This window comes from Saccharothrix longispora, assembly GCF_030852425.1.
GTDB classification, from domain to species: domain Bacteria; phylum Actinomycetota; class Actinomycetes; order Mycobacteriales; family Pseudonocardiaceae; genus Actinosynnema; species Actinosynnema longispora.
The window spans coordinates 164,169-179,395 of the sequence record NZ_NSDM01000002.1; the positions used below are offsets into that span (position 1 = coordinate 164,169).

The 15,227-nt window shown below is 72.8% G+C and carries 14 protein-coding genes; 4 read left to right on the forward strand and 10 right to left on the reverse strand.

The genetic code is table 11. The features are described 5' to 3' along the window. Window positions 1-45: 45 nt before the first annotated feature. The 6 genes from CKY47_RS06130 to CKY47_RS06155 form a co-directional block, all read right to left on the reverse strand. Window positions 46-1,242: a cytochrome P450 gene (locus CKY47_RS06130; RefSeq protein ID WP_306744663.1), complete on the reverse strand. Its 1,197-nt coding sequence runs from the start codon at window positions 1,240-1,242 to the stop codon at window positions 46-48. Further along, window positions 1,239-2,507: a methylaspartate mutase gene (locus CKY47_RS06135; protein WP_306744664.1), complete on the reverse strand. Its 1,269-nt coding sequence runs from the start codon at window positions 2,505-2,507 to the stop codon at window positions 1,239-1,241. The genes CKY47_RS06130 and CKY47_RS06135 overlap by 4 nt, the downstream gene beginning before the upstream one ends. Further along, on the reverse strand, window positions 2,504-3,001 hold the full coding sequence (locus CKY47_RS06140) for a cobalamin B12-binding domain-containing protein (RefSeq protein ID WP_306744665.1): 498 nt from the start codon (window positions 2,999-3,001) through the stop codon (window positions 2,504-2,506). Before CKY47_RS06140 ends, CKY47_RS06135 begins: the two co-directional genes overlap by 4 nt. Further along, window positions 2,998-4,230: a type III PLP-dependent enzyme domain-containing protein gene (locus CKY47_RS06145; protein ID WP_306744666.1), complete on the reverse strand. Its 1,233-nt coding sequence runs from the start codon at window positions 4,228-4,230 to the stop codon at window positions 2,998-3,000. The genes CKY47_RS06140 and CKY47_RS06145 overlap by 4 nt, the downstream gene beginning before the upstream one ends. Beyond that, window positions 4,227-5,693, reverse strand: a complete 1,467-nt coding sequence (locus tag CKY47_RS06150; RefSeq protein ID WP_306744667.1) for an AMP-binding protein — start codon at window positions 5,691-5,693, stop codon at window positions 4,227-4,229. The genes CKY47_RS06145 and CKY47_RS06150 overlap by 4 nt, the downstream gene beginning before the upstream one ends. A gap of 204 nt (window positions 5,694-5,897) precedes the next feature. After that, on the reverse strand, window positions 5,898-7,445 hold the full coding sequence (locus CKY47_RS06155; RefSeq protein ID WP_306744668.1) for an AMP-binding protein: 1,548 nt from the start codon (window positions 7,443-7,445) through the stop codon (window positions 5,898-5,900). 127 nt (window positions 7,446-7,572) lie between these two features. Here CKY47_RS06155 and CKY47_RS06160 point away from each other — a divergent pair, with 127 nt between their 5' ends. Further along, a complete protein-coding gene (locus CKY47_RS06160) occupies window positions 7,573-7,818 on the forward strand; it encodes an acyl carrier protein (RefSeq protein ID WP_306744669.1) in 246 nt (81 codons plus the stop codon). Here CKY47_RS06160 and CKY47_RS06165 read toward each other — a convergent pair. Beyond that, window positions 7,811-8,770, reverse strand: a complete 960-nt coding sequence (locus CKY47_RS06165) for an ACP S-malonyltransferase (RefSeq protein WP_306744670.1) — start codon at window positions 8,768-8,770, stop codon at window positions 7,811-7,813. The two genes, CKY47_RS06160 and CKY47_RS06165, sit on opposite strands and share 8 nt — an antisense overlap. After that, window positions 8,763-9,713 carry a proline iminopeptidase-family hydrolase gene (locus CKY47_RS06170; RefSeq protein ID WP_306744671.1) on the reverse strand — a complete coding sequence of 317 codons (951 nt, stop codon included), beginning with the start codon at window positions 9,711-9,713 and terminating at the stop codon, window positions 8,763-8,765. The genes CKY47_RS06165 and CKY47_RS06170 overlap by 8 nt, the downstream gene beginning before the upstream one ends. Window positions 9,714-10,053: 340 nt before the next feature. Here CKY47_RS06170 and CKY47_RS06175 point away from each other — a divergent pair, with 340 nt between their 5' ends. From CKY47_RS06175 to CKY47_RS06185, 3 genes are read left to right on the forward strand one after another with little or no spacing between them, the layout of a single operon-like run. After that, on the forward strand, window positions 10,054-11,316 hold the full coding sequence (locus CKY47_RS06175; protein ID WP_306744672.1) for a nucleotide disphospho-sugar-binding domain-containing protein: 1,263 nt from the start codon (window positions 10,054-10,056) through the stop codon (window positions 11,314-11,316). Further along, the gene (locus CKY47_RS06180; RefSeq protein ID WP_306744997.1) at window positions 11,316-12,422 is read left to right on the forward strand and encodes a sensor histidine kinase; all 1,107 of its coding nucleotides are present in this window, start codon (window positions 11,316-11,318) and stop codon (window positions 12,420-12,422) included. The genes CKY47_RS06175 and CKY47_RS06180 overlap by 1 nt, the downstream gene beginning before the upstream one ends. A gap of 19 nt (window positions 12,423-12,441) precedes the next feature. Beyond that, entirely contained in the window at window positions 12,442-13,095 is a 654-nt protein-coding gene (locus tag CKY47_RS06185; RefSeq protein WP_306744673.1) for a response regulator transcription factor, read from the forward strand. 38 nt (window positions 13,096-13,133) lie between these two features. On the opposite strand, the gene CKY47_RS06190 is transcribed toward CKY47_RS06185, so the two are convergent. Beyond that, on the reverse strand, window positions 13,134-13,316 hold the full coding sequence (locus CKY47_RS06190; protein ID WP_306744674.1) for an acyl-CoA carboxylase subunit epsilon: 183 nt from the start codon (window positions 13,314-13,316) through the stop codon (window positions 13,134-13,136). Next, window positions 13,316-14,890, reverse strand: a complete 1,575-nt coding sequence (locus CKY47_RS06195; RefSeq protein WP_306744675.1) for an acyl-CoA carboxylase subunit beta — start codon at window positions 14,888-14,890, stop codon at window positions 13,316-13,318. Before CKY47_RS06195 ends, CKY47_RS06190 begins: the two co-directional genes overlap by 1 nt. Window positions 14,891-15,227: the final 337 nt, after the last annotated feature.

A 15,227-nucleotide genomic window follows, 5' to 3' on the forward strand; every position in this document is an offset into this window, starting at 1 on the left:
CTTCCACCGGCCCGACCCCGGGAAGCGGGGCTCCGGGTCAGGGGTTCACCAGGCGACGCGCAGGAGCGAGGGCCCCCGCACGATCACGCCGAACTCCCACTTCACGCCCTCGGGCCCGTCCGCGAGGCGCAGGTCCGGGAACCGCTCCAGCACCGCCTGGAGCGCTTCCCGCAGCTCCAACCGGGCCAGCTGGGCGCCGATGCAGTGGTGCGGGCCGTGCCCGAACGCCAGGTGCGGGTTGGGGCTGCGCCGCAGGTCGATGCGGTCCGGGTCGGCGAACACCTCGGGGTCGCGGTTGGCCGCGTGCAGCGCCGGCAGCACCGGGTCGCCCGCGCGCACCACGACGTCGCCGACGCGGACGTCCACGGTGGCGTAGCGGGCGAACATCGCCGCCGTGTTGATCGGCACGTACCGCAGCAGCTCCTCGACCGCGGTGGGGATCAGCTCCGGCTCGGCGCGCAGCGCCGCCAGCTCCTCCGGGTGGGTGAGCAGGGTGTAGACGAAGCTCGGCAGGGCCGAGGAGACCGTTTCCACGCCACCGGTGAGGAGTCCCGCGCCGGCGATCGAGATCAGCTCGTTCTCGCTGAGCTTGTCCCCGGCGTCGCGGGCGTAGACCAGCGCGCCGAGCAGGTCGTCGGTGGGTTCCTCGCGCCGGCGCGCGACCAGGTCGGCGATGTAGCCGTCGAGCTGGTCGCCGTACACGTCCAGCACGTCGCCCTTCGCCGTGGCGTCGCTGACCAGCGCCTGCGTCCACTCGCGGAAGATCCCGTGGTCCTCCCGCGGCACCCCGAGCAGGTCGCAGATCACGGTCACCGGCAGCGGCCGGGCGAGGTCCTCGACCAGGTCCGCGGTGTCGCCGCGGGCCACCATGTCGTCGATCAACCGGTGCACCAGCTCCCGCACGCCGTCGCGCATCCGCTCCATGCGGCGGGCGGTGAACGCCTTGCCGACCAGGCGGCGCAGCCGCGAGTGGTCCGGCGGGTCCATCCCCATGATCCCGTCGCCCATCTGCTGGCGGCGCATCCGCGGTTGGTCGAGCCCCTGCGCGAGCTCCCGGCTGAACCGCGGGTCGGTCATCACGAGCTTCACGTCGGCGTACTTCGTCGCCAGCCACGCCGGTTCGCCGAACGGCAGCTGCACGCGGCTCATCGGCTCGTCCCGCTGGAGGCGGTGGTACTGCTCGGAGACGGAGATGTCGTGCATGTCGAACGGGTACTCCCGGATCGTCCGCCGTGTGCTCATCGCGCATCCATTCCGATCGCGGGCATCGGTCGTTCCAATGCCCGGGCGTCATAGGTGTTCTGGACGTAGGAGAGGGCGGACATCAACGTCGACGACGTGATCGGGCCCGCCCGCGCGCGCTCGACGACCCGCCGCAGCGGCAGCGACCCGAGTTCGGACCAGCCGAGCCGGCCGTCCGGGGCGAGGTGGCTGCGGGCCTGCCCGGCGTTGTCCGGGTGCAGGCAGTACGGGATGTCGAGCAGGCCGCGCTTGAACGCGATCACGATCGCGCGGCCCAGGTCGGCGTGGCTGTTCAGCACCGCGTCGACGAGCGCGTGCGCCTCGCGGTAGACCTGGTTGTCGGCGTCCACCGCGGCCACGGCGGTGCCGGCGACGGAGGCCGCCTGCGTCAGCGCCGCCACGTTCTCGGCGACGGTGGGGATGCGGTGCGCCTCGGCGACGGTCTTCACGATCAGCCGCTCCGACCCGGTGGTCACGGCCAGCTCGGCCGCCGAGCGCAGCAGTCCCCGCGCCCCGTCTGCGGTGCGCGGGAACAGCCCCATGTACGCGTAGACCACCACGTGCCAGGTGGTGCCCGGCAGCAGCTCGGCGCACAGCCGGCGCAGCGCCGCCACCGCCTCCTGGTCCTGCGCCAGGTTCGTCTGCTGCGCGTAGCTCACGGAGAGGCTGCGGAACCCGGCCCGGTGGAAGAACAGCGCTTCGAGCACGCTGAGCGCGACCAGCTCGCTCGGCGGGCACAGCTGGCCCAGCATGCAGCCGCCGAAGGTCTCCAGGTGCGGCCGGCTGCCCGGTCGTTCGGCGGCCAGCAGCAGCTCGCAGCACTCGGACCAGTTGCGCACGGACTCGTCGAGCGGGGTCCGGCTGTAGGGCAGGCAGTAGGAGACCGGGCCGCCCTCGGTGGCGTGCAGACCGGCGGCGATCATCGCGCGGAAGATGTCCGCGGGACGTGCCGAACCGTGCCGCACCTGCACCGGGAAGTCGGGGCCCTCGATGCCGTCGAGCATCGCGCGGGTGACCTCGGGCGGATGGTTGACGATGGGGTAGCCGTTCAGCGGGTTCCCGTCGCGCAGCGCGCGGGAGACGGAGTCGGTGTCGCCGACCCGGGTGTAGCTGTCGAGCGTGATGGTGCCGACCGTCGCGGCGGCGACGTCCCTCGTCGCGACCAGCCCGGCGCGCATGGCGGCCGGGTCGGCGAAGCCCATCCGGGGCTGCACCACGAGTTCGCCGGCCGCGTGCCGGCTCGCGACGAACCGCTCGAAGCTCACGCCTCGGCCCCTTCCACCCGCACCGGCAGCTGCGCCGAGCCGGTCGAGAGCTCGGCGGCGAGCCGGCGGAACGGGGCGGGGTCCCGCTGGTCGTCGAACACCGCGTCGAAGCCGGCGAGCAGCAGCTGCCCGACCTCGTCCTCGGTGAGCGCCCCGCCGATGCCGAGCTTGCCGCCGATGACCACGGGCGCCCGGTGCGCCCCCGGGAACTCCCGCAGGCACCGGATCACGCGCAGGCCGTCCTGGTAGCCGTGCCCGTTCACGCTGCTCAGCACGAGCAGCGCGGGCCGGCGGCTCAGGTACTCGGACCTCAGCAGCTCGTCCGGCACGCACGCGCCGAGGTTCACCACGTCGAACCCGAGTTCGCCCAGCAGCAGCTCCAGGTACACGAGGTTCCACGTGTGCGAGTCGGACGCCATGCTGCTGACGATCACGGTCCGCCTGGCCGCGTCCGCGTCCACCACTGCCCCGCAGGGGGGCGCCTCGTCGTTCACGGCGTCACCTCGTACGTCCGGTGGTAGTCCAACCGGGACACCGAGACGACGTCCTCGCCGCGCACCACGACCTCGACCGGCGCCGGACGGCCCAGGAAGCCGATGAGGCTCGCGGTCACGCCGTACGCGCCCACGTTCGGCACGGTCACCACGTCGCCGGGCACCAGCTCGGGCAGCCTGGCCGCCTTGGCGAGCGAGTCGCCGGGCGTGCACAGCGGGCCGACGAGGCTGCCGGTGCGCAGGTCGTCGTCGTCGACGCCGTCGAGGTCGACGGCGGCGGGCAGCAGCCGGCCGATGCCGGACAGGCCGCCGAGCACGTTGATGCCGCCGTCGAGGATCACGAACCGGTGGCCCCGGCTCTCCTTCACGTTCACCACCCCCGCGAGCAGCGCGCCGCAGCTGCCGGCCAGGTAGCGGCCGGACTCGCAGGCCAGCCCGACCGCGCCGGAGCGCCACTCGGGCAGGTGCAGGTCGAGCAGGACCTCCAGGCCCGCGCGCAGCTTCGGGTAGTCGGTGCGCGGGCCGGGCACGGCGTAGGGCGAGGAGAATCCGCCGCCGATGTCGAGCAGCTCCAGCGGCAGGCCGACCTCGTCGCGCAGCCGCGCGGCGGAGTGCAGCACGAACTCGTACTCGCCGAGCAGGCTGTCCTCGTCCTGGGCGTTGCTCATGGTGAAGAAGTGCGCCCCGACGAGGCGGGTGCCGGGCACGGCCCGCAGCTCGGGCATGAGCGCGGGCAGGGTCTCGGCGTCGATGCCGAACTGCGAGGGCCGGCCCATCATCCGGATGCCGCTGGAGGCGTTGCTCGCGGTGGTGTTCACGCGCAGCAGGCACGACGCGGTCACGCCGTGCTTCACCGCGGCGGCGCCGACGTGCCGCAGGTCGGTCGCCGACTCGACGGAGAACAGCCGGACCCCGGCGGCGACGGCCCGCTCCAGCTCGGCGTCCGTCTTGCCCGGGCCGGTGTAGAGGATCTCCTCCGGCGCGAAGCCGGCGGCCAGGGCGTTGCCCAGCTCGCCGGTGGAGCTGATCTCCGCGCGGCACGGCCGGTCGCCCCCGGCGCGCAGTTCGCGCGCGATCTCCGGGTGCGGGTTGGCCTTGAGCGCGTAGAACAGCTCGACGCCGTCGGGCAGCAGGCCGAACAGCTGGTCGCGGGCCTGCGCGACCACGTCGAGGTCGTAGACGTAGGTGGGTGTGCCGAACTTCTCGGCCAGGGTGCGGTACTTGCTCACTGGTGGGCGCCTTCCACGAGCCGGGCGAGTTCGTCCGTGGCGTTCTTGCCGTGCGCCGTGAGCGGGAGCTCCTCCACGACGTGGCACAGGGACGGGACCTTCTGCGGCTCCAGCCGCTTGGCGAGTTCCCGCAGCACCGTCGTGGGCGACAGGTCGCCCTCGACGCAGATGGCGAGGTCCCGGGTGTCGCTCGGCGGGATCGCGCCGGCCGCGCGGACACCGGGGATGTCCATCGCGGCGGCCTCGATCTCCAGCGTGGACATCCGGATGCCCTTGCGCTTGAACATGTCGTCGCGGCGGCCCTCGAAGTAGAGGTAGCCGTCGGCGTCGAGCCGGCCGTAGTCGCCGGTGTGCAGGCGGAGCGCGCCGGTGGCCTCGTCGCGGCGGAAGGCGCGGGCGCTCAGCTCCGGCGCGCGCCAGTAGCCCGGCATCACGTGCGGACCGGCGGCGACGATCTCGCCGATGTCCCCGGCGGGCAGCTCGGTGCCGTCGGCGGCGAGGATGTGCACGGACGTGCCGGGCAGCGGGAGCCCCGAGGAGCCGGGGCGGTCGAGGTCCTCCTCGGGCGGCATGATCGTGATCCGCTTGCACTCGGTCTGGCCGAACTGGCGGACCACCCGGACGCCGGGGAAGGCCGCGCGGAGGGCGGCGATCGTGGCGTCGGGCAGCGCCGCGCCGGTGTTGGTGAACAGCCGCACGGGCGCGGGCGGTTCGTCGTCGCGCCCGGCGAGCGTGGCGATCATGGTGGCGAGCGACGGGACGATGGGCACCACCGTGGCACCGACCTCGCGCATCCGCCGGAGCAGCCGCAGGTCCGACTCGGCGTCGGCGAGCACGATCTCACTGCGCCCGCCGCACGCCAGCAGCACCTTGTAGAGGCCGTAGTCCCAGGACATCGGGAACCGGCAGAACACCACGTCGTCGCCGCGGTAGCCGAGCACGGCCTGGATCGCCCGGGTGGCGAAGACGACCTGGCGGTGCGGCCCGACCACGCCCTTCGGCGTGGCGGTGCTGCCGGAGGTGTAGACGAGGACGGCGACGTCGTCCTCCGCCACCTCGGTCGGCTCGGCCCGCTCGCCCGCGGCGAAGGCCCGCTCGACCTCCGTCCACAGCGGACCGAACTCGGCCGGAGTGACGACCAGCACCGGTTCGGCGTTCGCCGCCACGGACCCGAACTGGAACGGCTTCATCGCCGGGTTCACCGGGACGAACACCGCGCCGCGACGGGAGGTGCCGTAGAGCAGCGCGACCAGCTCGCGGGTGGTGGGCAGTTGCAGGAGGACGCGGTCGCCGCGGCCGACGCCCCGGCGCGCCAGCACCGCCTCCGCGGCACGGCTCCACGCGGCCAGTTCGGCGTAGGTCCAGGCGCCGGCGCCGTCGCGCACCGCCGTCGACGCGGGCGCGTCGGCCACCGCCTCGTCGAGCAGGGAATGGATGAGCGGACCGCCAGGAGAATCGTTCACGACTGCTGCTCCCGTATGGACTCGAAAGAATCACGTGCGGCGCACGAACGATGCCCCGATGTCGGAAAATTAACCGCGACGACGTGGCCCGCCACACCCCTAGCGGCCCCCTAACCGCACGGACCCCGAAATGCGCCAGGTCACCCCGGAGGACGTGGGAGTCCTCCGGGGTGACCTGGTTCGACAGGGGCGTGACCTGCGGGTTCAGCCGACCGGCACGGGACTGAGCAGCTCGGCCGCTTCCGCGGCCAGCGCCTTGCGGTCGATCTTCCGGTTGGAGTTGAGGGGGAATTCGGCGACGTTGCGGTAGTGGCGCGGGATCACGCCTTCGGGCAGCACCTCGCGCAGGGCTCGGACCAGTTCGATCACCGGCCGGGTCGGGCCGGTGTAGAACACGAACAGCTCGGTGCCCGCGTCCGAGGCGACGCCCAGCGCCACGGCGTCGTGCACACCGCAGGCGCGCAGGGCGTGCTCCACCTCCGTGAGCTCGACGCGCCAGCCGAGCACCTGGACCTGCGAGTCGAGGCGGCCGAGGTAGGCGAGGCCGCCGTCGTCGAGCCGGCGGACGCGGTCGCCCGTGCGGTAGTAGCGGCGACCGCCGCGGTCGAGGAACCGGCCGCGCTCGTCGGCCGGGTCGAGGTAGCCCGGGGTCAGCTGCGGGCCGGCGACGCACAGCTCGCCCTCGGCTCCCGGCTCCTCGGCCACCGCGACGTCGTGCTCGCCCAGCAGCAGGTGGTCGTGGCCCGCGTGCACCTCGCCGATCGGCACCACGCCGTTCACCGCGATCCGGGGCGTCTCCACGTCGTCCCAGCGGTAGCCGGCGACGGTGATGGTGAGCTCCGTGGGCCCGTACAGGTTCTCCACGGTCGAGGAGGACGCGGCCCGCCAGTCGGCCGCGTCCCGCACGTTCAGCGCCTCACCGGCGAAGAAGCTCCACCGCAGCCCCGACAGGGCGCCGGGGCGCAGCCCGCCGGTGCGGCGGACGAGGTCGATGGCGCTCGGCGTGGAGAACCAGACCGTCACCCCGCGGTCGGCCACGAACTCCGGCAGCGCGCGGTAGGCGGCTCGCGGCGGCACGACCGCCGGCGCGCCGGCGCCCCACGCGCAGAACAGGTCGAACATCGCGCAGTCGAAGTTCAGGTCGAACGTCTGGGAGAACACGTCGTCCGGCGTGAAGTCGTAGCGCGCGTCGAGCAGGCCGAAGTAGTGGTCGGTGGCGCCGTGGCTGATGCGGACCCCCTTGGGGCGGCCGGTGGAACCCGAGGTGAACAGCACGTACGCGGTGTCCTCGGGGCTCACCGACAGCGGCGCGGCCAGGGCCCGGGAGAAGTGCGGCCGGACCACCGCCGCCGTCGTCCCCTCCGCTTCGGGTGCGAGCACGATCGTCCGCCGCCCGGCCGGCACCTGCGGGCACTGGGCGAGACCCCGCGCGTCGGCGACGATCGCGTCCACCCCGGCGGCCTGGACCATCTGCGCGGTGCGCGCCGCCGGGAAGTCGGGTCGCAGCGGCACGACGGTCGCGCCGGCGTAGAGCCCGGCGAGGACACCGGCGTACGCGGTGACCCCCTTGTCCGCCAGCACCCCTACCGTGCGGGCGCCGGCGTCGACCAGCGCGCCGCCCCAGAGCAGGGCCAGGTCGTGCAGCCGGGCGTAGTCGATCCGCTGTTCGCCCAGGTGGAGCGCGACCCCGCGCTCCGACCGGGCCAGGCCCCGCAGGAACCGGGCGTGCAGCCCGGTGGAACTCGTGTCCATCGTCGTCCTCCGCCGTGGAATAGGGGTGCCGATGCGTCGATCCGGAGCGGCGACGCGAGGTAGGGTCCAAAAACGAACCGGACGGTCGGTTTTGCCGTCCGCCGAACCCAGCGATCCGGAGTTTGCCATGTGGGACAGCACTTTCGACGAGACGCTGCGCTCGTTCCTCCCGTTCCTGTCCACCGAGGAGGCCTTGGCGGCCGACACCCCGCTCCGGGAGTACGGCCTCGACTCGCTCGCGACCGTGGAGCTGCTCGCCGTGCTGGAGCAGAACTACGGGGTCCGCTTCCAGGACGACGCCCTGAACCTGGAGACCTTCGAGAACCCCGGCCGGCTGTGGACCACGTTGGCCGGCTTGCAGCCCGCTAGCTGACGTGCGACGGTCCGGTGCCCCGCCGCCGCGGGTGCAAGGCCAGGCGGGGGTTCACCGTGACCACCTCGAACCGGCTCGTGGTGGCCCGGACGCGACCGAACAGCGTGTCCGGGCCCGCCACCCAGAGCTTGCGCACCCCCAGCTGCTCCAGCGACGAGACCACCTGCAACCAGTTCAGCGGCTTGACGATGCTGTCGAGCAGCATGGTGCGCACCTGCTCGCCGGAGCGCAGGATCGAACCGTCCTGGTCGGCGATGATCGGCAGGAGCGGGTCGTGGAACCGCAGGTCGCCGATGACCTCGTCCTCCACCTTGCGGCGCAGCGCGCCGAACGCCCGCGAGTGCAGGGGCGGCCGCATCGTGTAGAGGGAGAGCCCGCCCATGGCGCGCACCGCGTCCTTGAGCCAGTCGAGGTTCCGCTCGCGCAGCGACACCATGTAGAAGTCGTGGTCGATGTAGCACGAGATGTCGTGCCACTCGCCGCGTGCCGCCAGCTCGGCGAGCGCCTCCTCCAGCTTGTCCTCCGGCGTCCGGACGAACGAGTGCGTGACCACGTCCGTGTACTCGGTCGCGAAGAACTCGGTGAGGCAGCGCGCCAGCTCGGCGGTCATCCACACGGCGTCGGGGAAGGTCAGGGAACCGGCGTACACGCTGGCGGGCTTCTCGCCGAAGCTCGGCCCGGTGCAGTAGTCGGGGCTGATGCCGTACTCCTGCTCCGCCCACTCGGCGAGCGCGACGCAGGTGAGCATGAACCCGACCTGCGCGTACTCGGAGTAGTCGCCCTCGGCGTCGCGGAAGCGGTCGATCAGCGGGTAGCCGAGCCGGTCGCCCGCTTCCGCGGTCAGCCGGCGGGCGAAGGGGTTGAGGAGCAGGAACTTGCCGAAGTCGGCGAACCTGCACGGGCTCATGCCGGGGAAGACGATCGCCGACCCCGGCCCGGTGGCCTCATCCATGTCTGGCGACCTCTCTTCCGGCGGTCCGGCTCGCGGACCCGCAGGCGTGGACTTCTCGCAGGAAACCGAGCAGGACCTCGCGGAACCGCTCGGGTTCCTCCAGGTGCGGAACGTGGCTGGAGTGCTCGAAGATCTCCCAGCGCACGTCGTGGATGCGGTCGGCGTACGGCTGGACGGTCACCGGGGTGGCCTCGTCGTGCCGACCGGAGACGAGGAGCGTGGGCACCTCGATGTCGTCGAGGTGGTCGATCACCGAGTAGTCCTTGAGCGTGCCGGTGACGGTGAACTCGCTCGGCCCGTTCATCACGGAGTAGACGGTGCCGTTCTCGGCCATCTCCAGGAACGAGGCCAGGTACTCGTCCGGCCACGGCAGCACGCGGCACACGTGCCGGTCGTAGAACACCCGCATCAGGTCGAAGTACTCCTGCGTGCCGGTGGTGCCGGCGGCCTCGTGCGCCCGCAGCGCGGCGTCCACGCCGGGCGGGAGCTGCGCCCGCAGCACGTCCATCTCCTGCCGCCACAGCGGGTACGACGCCGGCGAGTTCGCGATCACGAGCCCGCGCAGGCCGTCGGGCCGCCCGGCGGCGTGCCTCGCCACGACCAGGCCGCCCCAGGACTGTCCGAAGAGGACGTAATTGTCCTCGATCCCCAGCCGGTGCAGCAGGTTGTCGAGCTCGTCGCCGAACAGCTCCGGGGTCCAGAACCCCGGGTCCGCGTCCGGCAGGTGCGTCGACCCGCCGCCGCCCAGCTGGTCGTAGTGCACCACCGGCCAGCCGTGCTCGGCGAGCGAGCCGAGGTTGCGCAGGTAGTCGTGCGTGCTCCCGGGCCCGCCGTGCACCACGACGACGGCGGGCAACTCACCTCCGACGACGCCGGTGACCCGGTACCAGGTGCGGTGCCCGCCGAACGGGACCCAGCCCTTGTCCGTGGGTTCCACGACCATGCTCATCACCTCGCTCGCTGTCCACGTCCCGCCCGACGCGATCGGGCCGCTTCCATGTCTAACCGCCGCCGGATCTCCTCCACCAGCCCCTAAGGGGGATCTAAAGCGGTCCTTGCGCCGGCGGGGGTGTGGAGCTGTCGTCCGGGCGCGCGATGACCCGCGGGGGCGCGCCCGTCGGTGCTCCCGCCCTACCGCACCCCGTCCCGGAGGGGAAGGCGTCCCCGGCGGAACAGGGGTTCCGCTCCTACCGGGACCTTGTCGGGTCGGCCGGGCGGCGCGCCGGCCGTACCGTTTCCCCGACAGGCCTGGATCTCCCGCCCGTGACCCCGGAGTGTGTGCGATGCGCGTCATGCTGATGGTCTTCCCGACGAGGACGCACGTCTACAGCATGGCACCGGTCGGGTGGGCGCTGGCCGCCGCCGGGCACGAGGTGCGGTTCGTCGGCCAGCGCAACCCGCGCGAGGTCGCCTCGTTCGCCGAGACCGGCCTCGACGCCATGTGGTTCGGCGGGGACCTCGACATCGCCCGGCACCGGCGGCTCCAGGTCGACGGGGACAACGCGATGCAGGGCGGGTTCCGGATCTCGGAGAGCCGGCCGGAGCGCTACACCGAGGAGTACGTGCGCAACGTCTACGAGCACTGGGTGGACGTCTTCCGCTGGACCACCCCGGACCCCCTGCTCGACGAGCTGGTCCGGTTCGCCCGCCACTGGCGGCCGGACCTCGTGGTGTGGGACCCGATGATCTACGCCGCGCCGATCGTCGCGCGGGCCGTCGGTGTTCCGCACCTGCGGATGATGTACGCGGCGGACCAGACCGCGCGGATCGCCGCGCAGTACCGGGACCTGCGCGCGAGCCGGCCGGACGACCGCTCGCCCGACCCGTTCGTGGAGTGGATGACCGCCGCGGTGGGCCGGTTCGGCGCGGACTACGACGAGACCCTCCGCCACGGCGTCAAGACCATCGACTGCCACCCGTCCTACCTGCGGTACGACGGGGTGGACGTCGACTACGTGCCCGCGCGGTTCGTCCCCCAGAACAAGCCGATGGCGATCCCGCGGTGGGTGCTCGACGAGCCGGAGCGCCCCAGGGTGATGCTGACGCTGGGCGTCTCGAACCGCCAGGTGATCGGCATCGAGGAGACGTCCGTGGCCGACCTGCTCAACGGCCTCGCCGGCCTCGACGTCGAGGTCGTCGCGAACCTCGACGCGAACCAGCTGGCGTCGGTCGGGAAGGTACCGGACAACGTGCGCGCGGTGGACTTCGTGCCGATGAACGAGCTGCTGGCCGGCTGCTCGGCCATCGTGCACCAGGGCGGCGGCGCGACCATCGGCAACGCCGTGGTGAACGGCGTGCCGCAGCTCGTGATCCCCGGCACCACGTGGAGCGAGCGGGTGTCCGCGGTGGCCCAGGTCAAGCGCGGCAACGGCCTGCTGGTGGACCTGGAGGACGTCACGCCGGACTCGGTCCGCGCCGGCCTCCAGCGGCTGCTGGAGGAGCCGTCGTTCCGCGACTGCGCCGCCGAGGTGCGCGACGAGATGCTGGCCACCCCCACCCTCGACGACCTCGTCCCGGAGCTGGAACGGATCGCCCGGTGGCGGTGATGCCCCGGCCGGGGCCGGTCCGGACCATCGTCTTCCTCCTCGCGAGCTTCCCAATCCGGCTGGTGGTGTTCCCGCTCGTGGTCGTGACGACCGTGCTCGGCATCGTCACCATCATGCTGTGGGTCGGCATCCCCGTCCTGGTGGCCGCGACCTCCCTGGTCCGCGGTTTCGCCGACCTGGAGCGCGCCTGGGTGCGCGCCATGCTCGGGGTCGACGTGGCGACCCCCGACCGGCTGCCGGGCGGCGGGGGGCTGCTGCACACCTGGCAGGTCCGGCTGGTGGACCCGGTGACCTGGCGCGAGCTGATCTACGTGCTGCTCGCGCTGCCGCTGGGCATCGTCGAGTTCGTGGCCGGGATCGTGTCGGTGGCCGTGCCGCCGTTCGGGATCTTCGTGGCGCCGAAGATCGGGGAGCTGCACGGCGCGCTGGCGCTGTCGCTACTGGGGCCCGACCGCACGGCCCAGCTGGAGGCGCGCACCCGGCGGCTGAAGGACTCCCGGGCCCGCGCCGTCGACGCCGTGGAGGCCGAGCGCCGGCGCATCGAGCGGGACCTGCACGACGGGGCGCAGCAGCGGCTGGTGGCCGTCGCGATGAGCCTGGGCCGGGCCCGGCTGAAGCTCGACTCGGACGACCCGGCCGCGGCGCGCGAGCTGATCGGCTCGGCCCACTCCGACGCGAAGCTCGCCGTGTCCGAGCTGCGCGACCTCGCCCGGGGGATCTACCCACCGGTGCTCCAGGACCGCGGCCTGGACGCGGCGCTGTCGTCGTTGACGGCCCGGATGCTGATCCCGGTGGACGTCCGGGTCGACGTGGAGCCGCGCCCGCCCGCGCCGGTGGAGACCGCGGCGTACTTCATCGTGAGCGAGACGCTGGCCAACATCACGAAGCACGCGGGCGCCGGCCGCGCCTCGGTGCGGGTGACGCGTGACGACGACACCGTGGTCGTCGAGATCACGGACGACGGCCGCGGTGGCGCCTCCCCCCGGCCCGGTGGCGGCCTGGCCGGTCTGGTCGACCGCGCCGCGACGATCGACGGCGTGCTCACCGTGGTCAGCCCGGTCGGCGGGCCGACGGTGGTGCGCGCCGACCTCCCCGTCCGCTGGTGACTTCCCCGAGGAGCGCGAGATGCGTGTCGTGATCGCCGAAGACTCCGTGCTCATGCGCGCCGGCGTGCAGAGCCTGCTCGCCGATGTCGGCATCGAGACGGTCGCGGCCGTGGCCAACGGGGACGACCTGCTCCTGGCCGTCCGCGAGCACCGGCCGGACCTGGTGATCGCCGACGTCCGGATGCCGCCGACGTTCACCAACGAGGGGCTGCGGGCGGCGCTGGCCGCCCGCCAGGAGTTCCCCGGGCTGCCGGTCCTCGTGGTGTCGCAGTACGTGGAGGGCAGCTACGCCGTCGACCTGATCGCCAAGGGCGCCGCCGGGGTGGGCTACCTGCTCAAGGAGCGCGTCGCCGACGTGACCGACTTCCTGGAGGCGGTCCGGCGCGTGGCGGGCGGCGGTTCCGCGATCGACCCCGAGGTGGTCGCCCAGATGCTCTCCCGCAGCCGGGACCCGCTCGACGCCCTCACCGCGCGCGAGAAGGAGGTGCTGGGCCTGATGGCGCAGGGCCTCTCGAACGCGGCCCTCGCGCGGAACCTGAGCGTCACCCAGGGCGCCGTGGAGAACCACATCAGCAACATCTTCGCGAAGCTCAGCCTGGAGGCAAGCCGCGACGAGAACCGGCGCATCCGCGCGGTGCTGACCTACCTGGACAGCACCGTCGTGCGCACGTGACCCGGTCCGGGCGGACCCGCCGCCGAACCCCGAGGGGTTCAGCGACGGGTGCGCCAGCTCGTGGAGGCCGGGTAGGAGGTCGGCCGGCGGGGCCTGGGGACCGGGGGCGCCGGCTCCCCCGCCCGGATGGCACCGGCCACCGCGGAGAGCACCGCGACCAGGGCGGCGAGCTCGTCGTCGTCCGGCGAGCCGCGCAGGACGCGCACGTCGGGCTCGCCCATCAGACCGGCGGGTTCCCGTGCTTGCGCGCCGGGATGTCGGCGTGCTTGGCCCGGAGCATCCGCAGCGCGCGGACCAGCAGCTCGCGCGTGCGGCCCGGTTCGATCACGTCGTCCACCAGCCCGCGCTCGGCGGCGTAGTAGGGGTGCATCAGCTCGGTGCGGTATTCCTTGATCTTCAGGCGGCGCATGCCCTCGGGGTCGTCGGCCGCCTTGATCTCGCGGCGGAAGATGACGTTGGCCGCGCCCTCGGCGCCCATCACGGCGATCTCGTTCGTCGGCCACGCCAGAGAGACGTCGGTGCCGATGGAGCGCGAGTCCATCACGATGTACGCGCCGCCGTATGCCTTGCGCAGGATGACCTGCACCCGCGGCACCGTGGCGTTGCAGTAGGCGTAGAGCAGCTTCGCGCCGTGCCGGATGATGCCGCCGTGCTCCTGGTCCACGCCGGGCAGGAAGCCGGGCACGTCCACGAGCGTCACGAGCGGGATGTTGAAGGCGTCGCACGTCTGCACGAACCGCGCGGCCTTCTCGCTCGCCTCGATGTCGAGCACGCCGGCGAGCACGGTGGGCTGGTTCGCGACGATGCCGACCGCGTGACCGTCCATCCGGGCCAGCGCGCACACGACGTTGGTCGCCCAGCCCGCGTGCACCTGGAAGAACGCGCCGTCGTCCACGATCTCCTCGATGACGGCGCACATGTCGTAGGCGCGGGTCGAGTCGGTCGGCACGAGCTCGACCAGCCGGTCGGTCCGGCGGTCGGGCGGGTCGTCGGTCGGCTCGACCGGTGGTGCCTCGTTGTTGTTGGACGGCAGGAAGGAGATCAGGTACCGCACGTCCTCGATGCAGCTCTGCTCGTCCTCGTAGACGAACGCGGCGACGCCGGAGGTCGTGGCGTGCACGTCCGCCCCGCCGAGGCCGTTCTGCGTGATCTCCTCGCCCGTCACCGCGTGCACCACGTCCGGGCCGGTGATGAACATCTGCGAGGTCTCGCGGACCATGAACACGAAGTCGGTCAGCGCCGGCGAGTACGCCGCGCCGCCCGCGCACGGGCCCAGCATCACCGAGATCTGCGGGATGACCCCGGAGCACCGGGTGTTGCGCTGGAAGATCCCGCCGTACCCGGCGAGCGCCGTGACGCCCTCCTGGATGCGGGCGCCGGCGCCGTCGTTGAGGGACACCAGGGGCGCGCCGGCCGCCGCCGCGAGGTCCATCACCTTGTGGATCTTCTGGGCGTGCGCCTCGCCGAGCGCGCCACCGAAGATCCGGAAGTCGTGCGCGTACACGAACACCGTGCGGCCGTGCACCGTTCCCCAGCCGCAGACGACACCGTCGGAGTACGGCCGCCGGTGCTCCAGGCCGAAGCCGGTGGCCCGGTGCCGGCGCAGGGCCTCGACCTCGGTGAACGACCCCGGGTCGAGGAGCAGTTCGATCCGCTCGTGCGCGGTCAGCTTGCCGCGCTCGTGCTGCCGGGTGGTCGCCGCGTCGTCGGGCCCGCGGCGAGCCGCGTCCTTGATCTGGCGCAGCTCCACGAGCCGGTTCTCGAACGCCGCCTCCACCGCCACTGCCTCAGTCATGGGCGAACCTCCGGTCGGTGAGCCGATCCGCCGGGTGCCGGGACACGGCCCCCTGGCGGTGGGTGTGAGTGGGTGCCCGCCCGCGGGCGCCGCACGGAAGCCGGTTCCCGTCGTGCGGCGGGCACGTCGACCGCGTCCCCGCCCGGGTGTCGCGGGGCCGGTGAACCCGGTCCCGCGCGGTCTGCCCCGAGTGGACGGTCGTGTCATCCCGTCGCCTTCCGCGTCGGACCGGACCTCTGTTCCTCGGGCAAAAGTAGCCGCGCCGATTCGGCTCAACGACCCCTAAAGCCCCCCTAAGGCGTCCCGTGGACGATCTCCGGGCAGCCTCGGAACGCCC